We start from the raw sequence: 15,853 nt of genomic DNA, 5'->3' as shown, positions 1-15,853 counted from the left end.
GCTCATTTTTTTGTTTTTTAAATATTTTAAATAGGCCAATACTACAAGCAATAGGGCAATTATGCTATAATATCATGTATTATTGTGTAGAATAAGGGAGTAGTAAATTGGAAAATAATGTAAAAATTCAAACGAAACAAATTATTAAACAGAACGGCGATAAAGAGAAGTTTGATTTTACTACTGAGGGATCATGGCACAAACGTCAGTCTCACATCATTAGATATAACGAAAATATAGATGATGCCAAAGTGAATGTAACGATTAAGATAGAGGACGACGGCGTAAAATTGATCCGTAAAGGCGACATTAATATGAACTTTCATTTTGTAGAAGGTGTGGAAACAACAACCCTTTACGATATACAAGCTGGATGTATTCCATTAAATGTTAAAACGTTAAGTATTCTACATTTTGTAACACCAGATGGTGGTAAACTGAAAGTACATTACGAACTATATCAAAATGATGAAAAAATGGGTTCATACCAATATGAAATAAATTATAAGGAGTTAGGCTAATGAATATTATCGATCAAGTAAAGCAGACGCTTATTCAAGAAATAGAAGCAAGTATTAAAAAAGCTGAATTAGCAGAAGATATTCCAGAAATTAAAATTGAAATACCTAAAGATGTAAAGAATGGTGATTATTCAACAAATATCGCAATGGTATTAACTAAAATTGCTAAACGTAACCCAAGAGACATTGCTCAAGCGATTGTCGACAACTTAGATGCTAGTAAAGCACATGTTAAACAAATTGATATTGCAGGACCTGGATTTATTAATTTCTATCTAGACAATCAATACTTAACTGACATCATTCCAGAAGCAATCCAAAAAGGACATCAATTTGGGAATGCAGAAACATCTAAAAACAAAAATATTTTACTTGAATATGTATCAGCCAACCCAACTGGTGATTTACATATCGGTCATGCACGAAATGCGGCTGTTGGTGACACGCTAGCTAATATTTTAATTGCAGTTGGATATAATGTCACACGTGAATATTATATTAATGATGCTGGTAATCAAATTTCTAATCTTGCGCGCTCTATCGAAACACGTTTCTTTGAGGCGTTAGGTGATAACAGTCATGAAATGCCTGAAGATGGATATAACGGCAAAGATATTATTGAAATTGGTAAAGATTTAGCTGATAAACAACCAGAAATTAAAGATTATAGCGATGAAGAACGTTTGAAGACATTTAGACAGCTAGGTGTCGATTATGAAATGTCTAAATTGAAAAAAGATTTATCAGATTTCCATACTCATTTTGATAGTTGGTTTAGCGAAACATCTCTTTATGAAAAAGGAGAAATTAAAGAAGTATTAGCTAAAATGAATGAATTAGGCTATACCTATGAAGCAGATGGTGCGACTTGGTTACGTACATCTGACTTTAAAGATGACAAAGATAGAGTTTTAATTAAAAAAGATGGCAATTACACTTATTTCTTACCTGACATTGCCTATCATTTTGATAAAGTTCAACGTGGAAATGATATTTTAATCGATTTAATGGGTGCTGACCATCACGGTTATATTAATCGTTTGAAAGCGTCACTTGAAACTTTTGGTGTAGACAGTGACCGATTAGAAATTCAAATCATGCAAATGGTACGTTTAATGCAAAATGGTGAAGAAGTTAAAATGAGTAAACGTACAGGCAACGCGATTACTTTACGCGAAATTATGGATGAAGTTGGTGTGGATGCTGCGCGTTACTTCTTAACTATGCGTAGCCCAGATACACACTTTGATTTTGATATGGAATTAGCAAAAGAACAATCTCAAGACAATCCAGTGTATTATGCACAATATGCGCATGCTCGTATTTGTTCTATCTTGAAACAAGCTAAAGATCAAAGTATTGAGGTTAGTACTGATGTTGATTTTTCAAAAATTACTAATGACAAAGCAATTGAATTATTGAAAAAAGTAGCTGAATTTGAAACTACGATTGAAAGTGCTGCAGAATCAAGAGCACCACATCGTATGACTAATTACATTCAAGATTTAGCTTCTCATTTCCATAAATTCTATAATGCTGAAAAAGTACTTACAGATGACATTGAAAAAACAAAAGCACATGTTGCATTAATAGAAGCGGTAAGAATAACATTAAATAATGCTTTAGCATTAGTTGGTGTGTCAGCTCCAGAAACAATGTAGTAAATAGTATAAAACAAATTGTCTCAAATACCCTTATAGCTGCGGTTATAGGGGTATTTTTAATATAAAGAACTAGAAAGTGGTGAAAAATTGTTACACACACAAGAGTTATATGACATTCTATATCAAAATATGGGGCCTCAACATTGGTGGCCTGCCGCCAGTGAAATAGAAATGATGTTAGGAGCAATACTCGTCCAAAATACAAATTGGAAAAATGCAGACTTAGCCTTAACATCTTCAAAACATGAGACAAATTTTAATCCACAACACATTTTAGATATACCACTAGAAGACTTACAACAAATCATTAAATCGAGTGGATTCTATAAAAATAAAGGGAAGGCTATACATGCTTTATTATCATGGTTAAATGATTATCAATTTAATTATGAGGCTATTGTTTCAAAATTTGGAGACGATTTGAGAAAGGAATTATTAAAAATTAGAGGCGTCGGCAATGAAACGGCTGACGTATTAATAGTTTACATTTTTGGTGGAATAGAATTTATTCCAGATAGTTATACGAGACGTTTGTATGCCAAATTAGGATATTCTAATACTGATAGTTATGATAAGTTTAAAAAAGAAATTCAATTACCAAGTACTTTTACGAATCAAGATGCTAATGAATTTCATGCTTTGTTAGATAACTTTGGAAAGAACTACTTCAATATTAAAAATGGCACACATTATACCTTTTTAGATCCGTATTTTGAATAAAATATTGTATATAAAGAATTATGATAAGTATTGGTATTCTTTGATTTTGTGAACTTTAATCATATAATAATCATTTTAAAATTAATCATAACTATAAATTACTATTATTTTGAAAACGTTTGAAAAACAATATATAAATTATATAATAGGAGATAAGAAAAAATAGGAGAAATGATTATGATTAATGCATATAAAAAGTTTTGGCAATATGCTTTTACGTGTGAAGGACGGACACGACGCAAAGATTTTTGGTTAGGTGCTTTATTAAATATTATTTGTTTAATAATCATGGCGATTATTGCTGCATTAGTTTTTGCACATATGGAAAATGGTAAAGTTTTATACGATATTGTGTTTTATATATTTTATGTTGTGCTGGCAATACCTATGTTTTCGATATCAGTGAGACGATTTCATGATATAGGTAAAGGAAAAACAATACCAATCATCTATTTGGTTTTAACATTACTATCCCCTATATATCAGATTAGTGAGGATTATAAATGGATTTCTCAAATTTCTGATTCAAATGTAGCATTATTAATAATTATAGCTATTGTCTCAATAATTCTTGCAATAGCATCTATTGTCATTTCAATTATGGCTCTAGTTTACTGTGTTAAGGATAGTGAAGAAGGAACGAATCAGTATGGTCCCAATCCTAAAAAAGTTAAAAATAAAGGAGATTAATTATGATTAATGCATTCAAAAAATCTTGGCAAAACGCCTTGATATTAGAAGGACGAACTCGAAGAAAAGATTTCTGGTGGGCCTTGTTGGGTAATTTTATTTTATTAATTATACTAGAAGCAATTCTTAGTTCCTTAACTAATATTACAGGTAGTTTGACAATAGTAATCGGTATTTTATTTAATGTGATTGCTTTATTAATTTATTTTGTTATTTTTACACTATCAGTAAGAAGATTTCATGATATAGGTAAAGGAAAGACTATTCCAGTTATCTTTCTAATTTTAACAATTCTTTCATTGTGTAATAATATTATCAACTTATTTAATTTTAATTACCAAATAAACCAAGATAACCATATTTTAATTGGTATTTTAGGTGTGATTTCTTTTGCGTTTGTAATACTAGCTATTGTCATTTCAATTATGTCTTTAATCTATTGCATACAAGACAGTGAAAAAGGAACAAACCAATATGGACCTAATCCTAAAGGTGAGACAACTCAATCTTAAATAAATACTAATTTTTTAAAACTGTGTTACGAGCTTTGTAGCTTATAATACAGTTTTATTTTGTATAAACTCATCAGCAACTATAAATTAATTCTTAAAAAAGGGGACTTATATTTACAAATTGACATTATCCTAGTGAATAAGTAAGATAAAAAAGTTATAATCAAATGATAATACGAGTCGCTTGTTTAATTACTATGAATGAGGGTGGTTTCATGCCAAGTAATCAACGAGATTTTACACATGGTAATATATTTAAATCTTTATTCTTTTTCTCAGGACCAATCATGCTTACAAACCTTCTTCAATCTTCGTTTCAGATTATTGCGAGTTTATGGGTAGGTAATTTATTAGGTGCACATGCTTTAGGTGCAGTTGCAATTTCAACGACGATTTTACTTACAATGCTTTCTTTTATTATTGGTCTCAATAACGCAGTATTAACGATATTGTCTCAATTTTTCGGTAAAAAAGATTATCAAGGTTTAAAACAATATTTGAATGCCTTTGTTGTTGTTATGACGACGATGGCAATTATTTTTGGTGCACTTGGATTTATCTTTTCAAAGCAATTATTATTATTGATGGGAACACCGGAATCTTTATTAGGGCAAGCAAATACCTATTTACAAATAAGCTTTTTAGGTATTTTGTTCTTATTTGGATATAATTTTGTAAATACTGTGTCACGTGCGCTTGGAGATAGTAAAACACCGATGCGTATCGTTTTTCTAGCTGTTGTACTCAATGCTTTTTTAGCCCCATTATTTATAGGTGGATTTAAGTTAGGCATAGCGGGTGCGGCACTTTCAACTGTTGTATCTCAAGGTCTAGCATTTATTTATAGTTTATATCATTCAATGAAACACGAATTAGTTCCCTTCACCATTCCTAAAGTACCATCTATAGAACAAGTGTTATTAATATTAAAATTAGGGATACCAGCCGGTCTACAAATGGCTGTTATTCAAGGCGGTAATGCAGCTATTTTAAGTGTAGTGACTCAATTTGGTGGAGATACTGTAGCTGGTTTTAGTGCATCTCAAAGATTAGATAGTTTAATCATGTTACCGGCAATGGCACTTGGAACGGCAGTAAATAGTATGGCAGGTCAAAATATTGGTGTTGGTGATTGGAAAAGAGTTAGACAAATTGCCAAAGTATCTGCATTATATAATTTCATGATTATGACTACGATTGCATTAATTGTTATTTTAGTTGCAGATGTTGCAATTAGATTCTTTATTCAAGATCCTGAAGCCGTTAATTTTGGGAGTCATTACTTGAGAATTGTAGCGCTTTGTTATCCATTCTTAGGCTTAAATTTTGTGTTTAATGGTATTGTGAGAGCATCAGGAGCCATGTATCAAGTGTTAATTTTAAATATCATCTCATTCTGGATACTAAGATTTCCATTAACTGAGCTTTTTCCAAAAATGTTTGGTCAAAATGGTATTGCTATAGGTATGGGAATTGGTTTTATTATAAGTAGTATCTTTGCAGTCTCATATTATCAATTTGGAAAATGGGATCAAAAAGTCATCACTGAAGAAAATAAGTAATAGATTAAAACAAAGAGGTCGGGACAAAAGCGCTTAGGATTTGAGCAGAACCGAACGATGAGCAAAATTGTTTCTCAAATTTTGTCGAATCGTGAGAGCTTCTGCCGAAAATCCTGCTTTTGGGACGCCGTTAATCGGTTTCCCAGAGCACAAAAACTTTATGTCTCAACCTCATTTTTGTTTAAAATCAATGTAAAAATAAATTATATTTTGAAAAAATGAAAAACCTAATGAAATTTGTATAGAATTTGATATGATTAAAAGAAAGATTATACATATAAAAATTAAACTGAATGGAATGAGAATATATGAAACGTCATTTGTGGATAGTCATGATAGCTACAATTTTAATTCTAGCAGGTTGCAGTCAAGGTAATGATTCTAAATCATCTAATAATAAAGATAAACAAGCTTCTGATGGAAAATCACCATATCATCGAATCGTTTCGCTAATGCCAAGCAACACAGAAATTCTATATGAACTTGGTTTAGGAGACAATGTAGTAGGTGTATCTACAGTAGATGATTACCCTAAAAATGTTAAAAAAGGGAAAAAGCAATTTGATTCAATGAACTTAAATAAAGAAGCGTTATTAAAAGCAAAACCTGATTTAATACTTGCGCACGAATCACAAAAATCATCATCTGGAAAAGTATTAGATTCACTAAAAAAAGACGGGATTAAGGTCGTCTATGTGAAAGATACTCAATCAATTGATGAAACATACGATACATTTAAATCTATAGGAAAGTTAACGCATAAAGAAAAACAAGCGAATCAATTAGTCAAAGAAACGAAAGACAATGTAAATAAAGTAGTGCAATCTATTCCAAAGCATCATAAAAAACAAAATGTATTTATTGAAGTATCATCAAAACCAGATATTTACACAGCAGGTCAACATACTTTCTTTAATGATATGTTAAACAAACTGCAAGCTAAAAACAGCTTTAATGATATTGAAGGTTGGAAATCTGTAAGCAAAGAAAGTATTATAAAGCATAATCCAGATATATTTATTTCAACTGAAGGAATGCCCCAATCTGATTATAAAAAAATCATAGAAAAACGTGGTGGATTCGATAAAACGAATGGGGTAAAACACAATCGTATTGAAACGGTAAATGGTGACGAAATATCACGACCAGGACCTAGAATTGATGATGGATTAAAAGAATTAAGAGACGCTATTTATAAAAAATAATATGAATTTAAAAGTACTAGCAGAAACATGTCAGACCTATAAGTAAAGTTTTTAGATAGGTGGTAACTTGAATGGCTAGTACTTTTTTTATTTAAAATTTGTTATGATGAGCACGATATCTATATTGTAAATAGGAAAGAGAATAAAATGAAAAAGTTGAAAACAATTTTAATATGGGCATTATTATTAATAGTGATTACTTTAATAAGTTTGGTATGGCAAATTGGTGATTTATCAGATCCATTTAATCAAACTATTTTATTGAAAGTTAGATTACCAAGAGTGATAGAAGCTGTACTTACGGGAGCAACTTTAACTTTAGCAGGTCAAATGTTTCAGACTGTACTTAATAATCCATTAGCTGATAGTTTTACGTTGGGGTTAGCAAGTGGAGCAACATTTGGTTCAGGTTTAGCACTTTTTCTTGGTTTAAGTTTCTTATGGATTCCTTTTTTCTCTATTGGCTTTAGTCTTATTACACTTGTAATAGTGTTAGGACTAACTATGGCATTATCTCACGGGTATCCTGTGCGAGTTTTAGTACTCATTGGTTTGATGATAGGTGCCTTATTTAATGCTTTATTATATATTTTGATTTTAATTAAGCCACAAAAATTAAATTCAGTAGCCAACTATTTATTTGGAGGATTTGCCTCTGCTGAAATTGAAAATAATATAGTGATAGCTATCGTATTAATTGTAGCTATTGTATGTTTATCCTTATTAATCCGTTCTATTAAATTATTGCAACTGGGTGAATTGAAGGGGCAGTCTTTAGGTTTAAATGTTCAACGTATTACATTTATAGTACTTACTATAGCTTCAATTATAACGGCAGTTGTCGTAGCCTATGTGGGCATTATCGGCTTCATAGGTATGATTGTGCCTCAATTAGTCCGTCGTTATTATTGGCGTTTTGAGTTAGGAATACAGATGATTTTGAATACAATCATTGGGGCTACTGTTATGATAATGGCAGATTTCATAGGAAGTACGGTTATTCATCCAATACAAATACCAGCCAGTATAGTCATGGCATTACTAGGTATACCAGTATTATGTTATATATTATTATCTCAATATAAAGTATTACGCTAATCCTATTCATTTGCTAAAATAGGAATTAATAAACTATGAAGAGGTTACTAAGATGGATTTGAGTCATATAAAAGCAATTGTCTTTGATTTAGAGGGGACATTGCTAGATCGAGTAAAATCACGTGAGAAATTTATAGAAGAACAATATGAAAGATTTCATGATTATTTTGTCCATGTACAGCTCGCTGATTTTAAAAATAAATTTATCGAGTTAGATGATGATGAAGATAATGATAAACCGGATTTGTATAAAGAAATTATAAAGCAATTTCATATTGATAGATTAACTTGGAAAGATTTATTTAATGACTTTGAGATGCATTTCTATCGTTATGTCTTTCCTTATTATGACACGTTATACACTTTGGAGAGATTGTCTAATGCTGACTATCTTATTGGTGTTATAGCTAATGGGAAATCAAAAATAAAGCAATTCAGATTACATTCTTTAGGTATTATGCATGTGATTAATTACTTATCTACTTCTGAAACAGTAGGTTATCGAAAACCCCATCCAAAAATATTTGAAGATATGATTGATCAACTAGATGTTAAAGCAGAGGAGATTATGTATGTCGGAGACGATGCTTTAAATGATGTCGCACCTGCACGTGCCATGGGAATGGTAAGTGTATGGTATAAACAAGAATATGCTGAAATAGAGCCTCTTAAAGAAGAAGTAGATTTTACAATTACAACAATCGAAGAATTATTAGATATATTACCGAAAAACTTTAACTTAGAAGGAGAACAATCTAATGGATTTATTTACTAGAAATGATGGAACAACATTACACTACAATACGTTAGGCGAGGGTTATCCTGTAGTGCTTGTTCATACAGCATACGATAATTATTCTGTTTTTAATAATTTGGCTAAAAAGCTTGCTAAATCATTTCAAGTGGTGTTGATCGATTTAAGAGGGCATGGATACTCTGATAAGCCTAGAAACATAGTATTTAAAGAGTTTTCAGATGACATTATCGCATTATTAGATTACATATACATAGACCAAGCTGCATTTATTGGCCATGAACTAGCTACTATGATTATATCTGATATGGCTGTAAGATATCCTGACTATGTTTCTTCATTAACTTTAGTTAATCCTACATCTGTTGAGGGAGAATTACCTGAAGAACGATTATTTAGAAAATATGCTCATAAAATACGTAATTGGAATGATGAGGAACAGTCTAAATTTTTAAATAATAAAAAATATTACAAACCACGTAAAATGAATAAATTTTTAAAACATGTAGAAGATACGAATGCTATTTCAACAAAAGAGGAAATACAAGCTATCGAAGAGGTATTTAAATCTAAGGGTATTGCTGAAGTATTTTCAGAAGTAGAGGCACCGACGCTAATTATTGCTGGAGAATATGGAGAAAGAACAACAACATTAGAAGCGAAAGAAGTATTAGATTTAATAGTACACGGAGAATTTTTAGTGTATAGTGCTTCTAGTTTATATCCATTTGTAGAAGAGGAACATAAGTTTATTGATGATGTATCCACATTTATCAAGCAACACATACGTTGATAAACAATGTAAACATTGGTTTAATGAAGGGTTTATGTAAGACTTTAGAATGAAATTTGTAATGTTTTTGTAATATTATTGTCATTTTAGTAATATTTATAGTATACTAACAGTAAGCACAAGAAAGAGATATTGATAAAAAGGAGCGTGTGCTTATGAAAAAGCTAATGGCATCATTACTTGTTTCAGGTCTAGTTGTCACAGGAGTAAACGTTAATCACGTTGAAGCAGCAACTGGAAATTCACTTCAAACCGTTCAACAAATCACTCAAGGCGATCAATCATTAGAAAATGTTAAAATAGGCGAGTCTATTCAAAGTGTTTTAAATAAATATAGTCATCCAATTTATTCTTATAATGAAAATGGGTCAGAACACTATTATGAATTTAGAACACATAAAGGCGTTCTATTAGTTACAGCAGATGGCAAAAAAGATAAAGGTCACGTGACACGTGTATCTATGACTTATAATAAAGCTGACGGACCAACATATAAATCAGTTAAACAAAATGTAAGCCCTAGTGCTGTAAGCCGTGTACATTATAATAAAGTAACTGGTAACTTTGGTTATATCCAAGATAAAAATGCAAGCTATCAATTTAGCTCAAATTCACCTAAAGATAAAAATGTAAAACTTTATAGAGTGGATTTAGGTAAATAAAATAGCGTTTAAAATAGCTAATAACCGATAAACATATTCATAAATGATATACATGTCATAAAGTTAGGAACTTAGTTCAACTTTAAAGGTGTACATCAATATTTTGAATATATGTTTGTCGGTTATTTTGTGTTTTGAATAAATAAAATTAGTTTATTTTATCTAGGATAAACTTAACCATTAGTATAAAATTAAATTTAAGTGTAAAGAAATCACGAAAATATTATGTTACAATGCTATATTGATAGTAATTAAAGCGTGTTTAATATTTTAAAATTTATGTATAGAGTGAAAATAGTATGCTTAAGTTTTCTTCTTAAGTAGTTTATCGAATAAAATGAACATCAAGAAAGTGTTATTAAAGGAGCTTAATATGAGGGTAAATGATAAAGTTTTACTTGAAAATATCAATGACTATTTCAGTCATAAAGGTATGTCGCCTAATCTAATTGATGATATAAAAGAAAAGTTTCGTGTAGATATCCAAAAGTCAGAAGCCAAAGACCAAGATTATATAGAATATAGAGGTAAATCTCCAGCACAAATTATATTGATTATTCAACGTAATTTATTTGCTCTTGAACTTAATCCTATTATCTTTTTTATCATTAATTTTATTCTGATTTCTTATTTATATGATAAACAGTATGTTCAATTTCAGGCGATTACTGGTATCAGTCTATTTTATTGTTTAGTTATTTTTCCAATATCAATTTGGATTTATGTCAGAATTAATAAAAAGAACTATCTCTACAGTAACCGGTTTGAAATGATATTTGGATTTATTATAGCAGCAATTGCGATTATACTCATTACGATGCAAGGTTTCCATTTTAATTGGTCGATTATTCCAATATCAATATATGGCCATCAATTTGTTTTCTTTGTCGGAATTGTTTTAGCTATAATCGGAATTTATTTTAGAAAATTAGAATTCACTGGTTTGGGATTGTTAGTTTGTCAAAAAACGATTGATGCTATGGTTTCAAATCCAGATGTTGCACAAATATTCTCATTAGTCATTTGGATTTTATTAGTGATATTAATTATTTACTGCACTATTAAATTATCAGAACGTACAAAAAGTTAATAAATCTATATTAAAGCCTTCATTAAGAAAAAGTCTTATGAAGGCTTTTCTTTATTTTATTTGAACACTAAATGTAGCCTGAGACATTGTTTTATGTCCCAGGCTCGTACATTTAAATGAAAAAATGTAACAAGAAATTTATAAGGTTAAAGTAAGTTGAATACTATCTAATCATCATTGCGGGGGCAACACTAAGAAATCAGAGATTTCAGAGTAGCGCCCTAAGAAGTTCTAAGTAATAAAATTACTAAGTTGCAGAGGAACGCCTGAGCTAAAGCTCATGCATAAGAAGTTCTAAACAATAAATTGTTAAGAACTTCTAAATATTGGCGTAAAGATATTTTCAAATGGGTATAGTAATTACTAAAGGGAGGTGCCACTATGGATAAAGTTCAATTAAGCAATGAAATTGAAATTGCTTATCGTGATGTAGGGCAAGGCATTCCCATCGTATTAATTCATGGATTAGATGGCAACTTAGCAGCATTTAAACAATTATCTGAACAATTAAGTGACCGCTATAGAGTCATAACTTATGATGTACGTGGTCATGGGAAATCGTCACGATGTGAAGTGTATGATTTAGAAGATCACATTGAAGACTTATATATGTTAATGGATCAATTAGACATAAGCTCGGCACATATTTTAGGACATGATATGGGCGGATTAATTGGAAAACGTTTCACCGAAAAATATCCTTTTAAAACCATTTCGTTAACTGCGATTTCTTCTAAAAGGGAGGATATTGCTCATGGTTTCACACAATTGATGGTGGATCATCAAGATTTAGTTGCTGGTTTTAATAAATCCGAAGCGTTGTTATTATTATTTCCATTTCTATTTAAAGAACAAGATAATACAATGAAATGGTTTCAAGATCAAAGAATGTATAGCAGACCTTCAGCAGAAGAAAGTGCTATAGCGATTAGAGCTCTAATATCTTCTAATGCAGAAGAACAAGAAGCTACACAGTTGGTTAACGTACCAACATTAATTATAAATGGTTTCTATGATCCGTTAATTAAAGATAAAATCAATTATTGTGTTGATGATCATTTTGAAAATATTACTAAAATGATATTCAATGAGTCAGGACATGCACCACATATTGAAGAGCCAGAAAAATTTATAAATGTATACTTAGATTTTATAAGTTCAATTGAACATTGGATATCTAAATAGTTTATTTAGATAAGCAAAAAAGGTTACTTATCATGCTAAATCATGATAAGTAACCTTTTTAATGTCAGACACATTTTAATCATCTTCCAAACAATTCATCATTAAAAAATACCTATCTTTATCAAGATAGGTAAGCAAAATAGATACGTACATTAAAGTATATTAAGTTGGTAGCTAAAATATGCGTATCTTTTAACAAAGCTATACTTCAATACGAGACTTATACTTCGTTTTCGTCGTTTGCTTCTGTAATACGATTATTAACACGTTTTAATAATTCATCAATTTTTTTACGTTGTTTAGTATTAACTAAGATTAATACAGTTCTTTCATCATGTTCGTTACGTTTTTTATCGAAATAATCTTCTTGTGATAAGTTTTTAACCGCTTTAACAACTTGTGGTTGTTTATAGTTTAAATGGTTAATAATATCTTTAAGGTAATATTCCTCTTCTTTGTGTTCACTAATATAAGTTAAAACTGCGAATTCTTCAAAGCTAATTGAAAATTCTTTTTTGATAATACTTTTTAATTTGTCAGCATAAGTGACCATTGCTAGTAACTCGAAGCAATCATTTATTTTTGAAATAGCCATTACTGAAACCTCCCTATTTATATACACTTACATATACCTTTATAAGTGTCTTTACCCGATTTTATATATTTATATCTCTTTTTTGAAAAATATGAAGTGTCTGCCATAATTTAGTATTAAATTTATTTAAAGAAATATATTTAATGCTATATTATTTAGTTAATTATAACTAAATAAATTTAAGAAGTAAACAAATAAGTGTTTATAAAACTAATTATTGATTATGGTATAACATTTTTTCATATATATAGCATTTTTCAATTACAAATTTATCATAACAAATTCAAATTTTCTGTAATTTAATAAAAAAACAACTGAAAAGTAAAGTTTTTGCAATAATTATTACAAATAAATTATTTATAAGAACTTTGTAGTGACTTTGAAGGTGCTTCAACGACCTTTTCATTTAACATTAACCCTTGAGTAACATTAATCATATTTTTTTGGTCTGTTAATTGATATGTAACTTGTCGTTTAACTAAACGATGACCTAATTGTACAAGTACATATTTATTATCAATTAATGCTGTTTTAGGGACGAGAATATCATTTGAGAAAAGTTTGATTTTAAAGTGTGTACCAATAGCGAAATGTTGTTGAGTTGATATTTCAATTTGGTACGTGGATTGGTTACTTTTAATTTGTTGTGGAATATCTGAGATATATTTTATTTTTCCTATAAAACTTTTTTTATCATTAGAATAGATTGAAATATCTTGATTAATTCTTAATTTATCTTTTTCGGATTCTGATATATTAGCACGGATGATGCGCTCCTGGCTATTAATTTGCATTATTTTGTTGTTACTTTTTGAAGGTGATTGAGTAAAAAAGTGTACTTTTCCAGAAATTGGAGAATAAATAGTTGTACGGGTTTCAGATTTATCTTTAACAAATTGTGATGTCATTAAAGTTCTTTCAAGTAATTGTTGTTGTTGTTGAATCGATAACTTGGGATATGCTTTTTGGATTTGAGAAAGGGTTAAATGTTGTTGTTGCTCAAGTTGTTTTTGTTTAGAGGGGTTAAAATATTCGAATAGGGGTGTATCTTTTTTGATACTTGATTGATGTTTAACTAAGAATTGGTTGATGTAACCAAGTTGATCATTATAGTAAATGTTAAAACTTTTGACTGCTTCTTGAGTTCCTATTGTAGATAATAAAAGCTTATGCTTAACCTTTATAGTTTTGAATTGATTGGATTGAGATTGTTGTTGAGAAGAATGATAGAAGTAAAATCCAAAGTAGAGAGAAATAATTAACAATAGAGTGGATAAAATAAAAATAGTTAGTTTTTTTAAATTCAATAAGTTCACCTCGTGGAAATAGATGGGTATATTATACAATACAATATTATATTGAGGTATACTGAAATTAAATTAGATTTTAATTTTGTATAAATTTATTGTTAATATGAATAAAATAAATAAAAATCGAGTTCATAAATAGAACTCGATTAGAATAAACGTAATAGTATAATGCCAATTGCGATACAGACTAATCCTATGCATTTACGAAGAGTAATCTTATTTTTAGGCGTACCTAGTAAACCAAAGTGGTCGATAATGACACCCATTAACATTTGACCTAGCATACCTACAATAGTTGTCAGAGCGGCACCTAGAAAAGGCATTAATACGATGTTTGAAGTGACAAATGCCATACCTAATACACCACCGACAAAATAAACAGGTTTAATTTGACCTAATTTTTCATGTGAACGATGTACTTTTAAACTTTTATGGAATATAAGAGTCAAAATCAATAAAGCGATAGTACCTATAGTGAACGAGACGAGGGAAGCAAAGAAAGAAGAATCAACTTCTTTAGCTAACGCACTATTAATTGTAGTTTGTATAGGAGGTGCGCAACCAAAAATAAATCCTACAATTAACCATATATATAAACGAGAATTAGATTTCCCCATTAATTTGTCTTTAGGTATTTGATTCATTAATAATATACCGATGAGTAATAATATAATTCCAACGGCTTTAAAAAGGGTGAATGATTGTTCATTTGCACCAAACAAACCTAACGTATCAATTGTGACACCCATGATAATCTGACCAGCCACAGTAATGACTACTGTAAGCGCAGCACCAAGTCTAGGTAATAATAATAAATTTCCTGTTAAGAAACATACACCTAATAAACCACCGATAAACCAATGATAATTGATGTCTTGATGAGTAAGGAAGGTTGGCGTCAACATTTGAGGATTAATGATTAAATTAAGAATAATTAAACATACTGTGCCAACACCGAAAGAAATTGTTGAAGCATAAAAAGAAGACTTCGTATATTGACTAAGTCTTGAATTCACTGAAGTCTGTATTGGGATTAACATACCTACAAAAATACCTAAAAAGTATAGAAAAGCCATATTGTGTGTCACTCATTTCTTATATAGTGAATTAATTATAACGGAAATAAGGGTTATATAAAATAGATGGCGTTAAATCATATAGAGAAATATGAGATCATAATATTCATATTCTATGATAATAAAAAAACCGCTTCTTACTGAATCATTGTTCAGTGAGAAGCGGTTTAAATATCAAATTGGCACTATCTATTTGTTTTCAAAAAGAATTTGAGTATTTTTAGTTACGATATACGCTGCATAGATTTTATTAATTGGGCCTTCAGTTGATTTTAAAATATCTAACTTTAATAACTGTTTCATACATTCTTTTGCAATTTGTTCAGTTATAGAGCTGTCATTTTCGGGTATATGTAACTTAACAGGTTTGTCTAATTGATTTTTGAATACAAGATCTAATGTAGTCTTCATGTTAG

The 15,853-nt window shown here is 29.8% G+C and carries 17 protein-coding genes; 13 read left to right on the top strand and 4 right to left on the bottom strand.

Translation table 11 applies throughout. The features are described from left to right. The first annotated feature begins 107 nt into the window (after positions 1 to 107). The 13 genes from NSQ15_RS10660 to NSQ15_RS10600 all read left to right on the top strand — a co-directional run bounded on the left by NSQ15_RS10660 (position 108) and on the right by NSQ15_RS10600 (position 12,456). Positions 108 to 521, top strand: a complete 414-nt coding sequence (locus tag NSQ15_RS10660; protein WP_217193758.1) for a DUF1934 domain-containing protein — start codon at positions 108 to 110, stop codon at positions 519 to 521. Next, positions 521 to 2,182: an arginine--tRNA ligase gene (gene argS, locus NSQ15_RS10655; RefSeq protein ID WP_070452640.1), complete on the top strand. Its 1,662-nt coding sequence runs from the start codon at positions 521 to 523 to the stop codon at positions 2,180 to 2,182. The genes NSQ15_RS10660 and argS overlap by 1 nt, the downstream gene beginning before the upstream one ends. A gap of 90 nt (positions 2,183 to 2,272) precedes the next feature. Further along, entirely contained in the window at positions 2,273 to 2,905 is a 633-nt protein-coding gene (locus NSQ15_RS10650) for an endonuclease III domain-containing protein (RefSeq protein WP_340747153.1), read from the top strand. A 177-nt stretch (positions 2,906 to 3,082) separates the two neighbouring features. Further along, the gene (locus NSQ15_RS10645; protein WP_017636357.1) at positions 3,083 to 3,595 is read left to right on the top strand and encodes a DUF805 domain-containing protein; all 513 of its coding nucleotides are present in this window, start codon (positions 3,083 to 3,085) and stop codon (positions 3,593 to 3,595) included. A 2-nt stretch (positions 3,596 to 3,597) separates the two neighbouring features. Further along, positions 3,598 to 4,107, top strand: coding sequence for a DUF805 domain-containing protein (locus NSQ15_RS10640; RefSeq protein WP_029056396.1), 510 nt, complete (start codon positions 3,598 to 3,600; stop codon positions 4,105 to 4,107). A 215-nt stretch (positions 4,108 to 4,322) separates the two neighbouring features. Then, entirely contained in the window at positions 4,323 to 5,669 is a 1,347-nt protein-coding gene (locus NSQ15_RS10635) for an MATE family efflux transporter (protein WP_340747152.1), read from the top strand. Between the two features lie 308 nt (positions 5,670 to 5,977). After that, positions 5,978 to 6,874, top strand: coding sequence for an ABC transporter substrate-binding protein (locus tag NSQ15_RS10630; RefSeq protein ID WP_340747151.1), 897 nt, complete (start codon positions 5,978 to 5,980; stop codon positions 6,872 to 6,874). 147 nt (positions 6,875 to 7,021) lie between these two features. Further along, positions 7,022 to 7,972 (top strand): FecCD family ABC transporter permease, encoded by a 951-nt coding sequence (locus NSQ15_RS10625; protein WP_070452631.1) that lies wholly within the window; start codon positions 7,022 to 7,024, stop codon positions 7,970 to 7,972. Between the two features lie 52 nt (positions 7,973 to 8,024). Further along, complete coding sequence (locus tag NSQ15_RS10620; RefSeq protein WP_029056399.1) at positions 8,025 to 8,747, top strand: HAD family hydrolase; 723 nt, start codon at positions 8,025 to 8,027, stop codon at positions 8,745 to 8,747. After that, positions 8,731 to 9,519 carry an alpha/beta fold hydrolase gene (locus NSQ15_RS10615; protein WP_029056400.1) on the top strand — a complete coding sequence of 263 codons (789 nt, stop codon included), beginning with the start codon at positions 8,731 to 8,733 and terminating at the stop codon, positions 9,517 to 9,519. The genes NSQ15_RS10620 and NSQ15_RS10615 overlap by 17 nt, the downstream gene beginning before the upstream one ends. A gap of 155 nt (positions 9,520 to 9,674) precedes the next feature. Further along, positions 9,675 to 10,181: an SA0570 family protein gene (locus tag NSQ15_RS10610; protein ID WP_017636350.1), complete on the top strand. Its 507-nt coding sequence runs from the start codon at positions 9,675 to 9,677 to the stop codon at positions 10,179 to 10,181. A gap of 373 nt (positions 10,182 to 10,554) precedes the next feature. After that, positions 10,555 to 11,271 (top strand): hypothetical protein, encoded by a 717-nt coding sequence (locus NSQ15_RS10605; RefSeq protein ID WP_070452627.1) that lies wholly within the window; start codon positions 10,555 to 10,557, stop codon positions 11,269 to 11,271. Between the two features lie 381 nt (positions 11,272 to 11,652). Further along, positions 11,653 to 12,456: an alpha/beta fold hydrolase gene (locus tag NSQ15_RS10600; protein WP_029056402.1), complete on the top strand. Its 804-nt coding sequence runs from the start codon at positions 11,653 to 11,655 to the stop codon at positions 12,454 to 12,456. Positions 12,457 to 12,676: 220 nt separating this feature from the next. On the opposite strand, the gene sarA is transcribed toward NSQ15_RS10600, so the two are convergent. The 4 genes from sarA to NSQ15_RS10580 all read right to left on the bottom strand — a co-directional run bounded on the left by sarA (position 12,677) and on the right by NSQ15_RS10580 (position 15,848). Beyond that, positions 12,677 to 13,051, bottom strand: coding sequence for a global transcriptional regulator SarA (gene sarA, locus NSQ15_RS10595; RefSeq protein ID WP_029056403.1), 375 nt, complete (start codon positions 13,049 to 13,051; stop codon positions 12,677 to 12,679). A 353-nt stretch (positions 13,052 to 13,404) separates the two neighbouring features. Further along, positions 13,405 to 14,367, bottom strand: coding sequence for an HlyD family efflux transporter periplasmic adaptor subunit (locus tag NSQ15_RS10590; protein ID WP_252650140.1), 963 nt, complete (start codon positions 14,365 to 14,367; stop codon positions 13,405 to 13,407). A 140-nt stretch (positions 14,368 to 14,507) separates the two neighbouring features. After that, positions 14,508 to 15,437 (bottom strand): DMT family transporter, encoded by a 930-nt coding sequence (locus tag NSQ15_RS10585; protein WP_070452621.1) that lies wholly within the window; start codon positions 15,435 to 15,437, stop codon positions 14,508 to 14,510. A gap of 189 nt (positions 15,438 to 15,626) precedes the next feature. Next, positions 15,627 to 15,848 (bottom strand): DUF2922 domain-containing protein, encoded by a 222-nt coding sequence (locus NSQ15_RS10580; RefSeq protein ID WP_340747150.1) that lies wholly within the window; start codon positions 15,846 to 15,848, stop codon positions 15,627 to 15,629. Between the last annotated feature and the right edge of the window lie 5 nt (positions 15,849 to 15,853).

The sequence above is a fragment of the Staphylococcus sp. FSL W8-0774 genome (assembly GCF_038006785.1).
Lineage (GTDB): Bacteria > Bacillota > Bacilli > Staphylococcales > Staphylococcaceae > Staphylococcus > Staphylococcus pasteuri.
The sequence above is the reverse complement of the archived record's forward strand: the minus strand, read 5'-3'. Positions and strand labels throughout refer to the sequence as shown.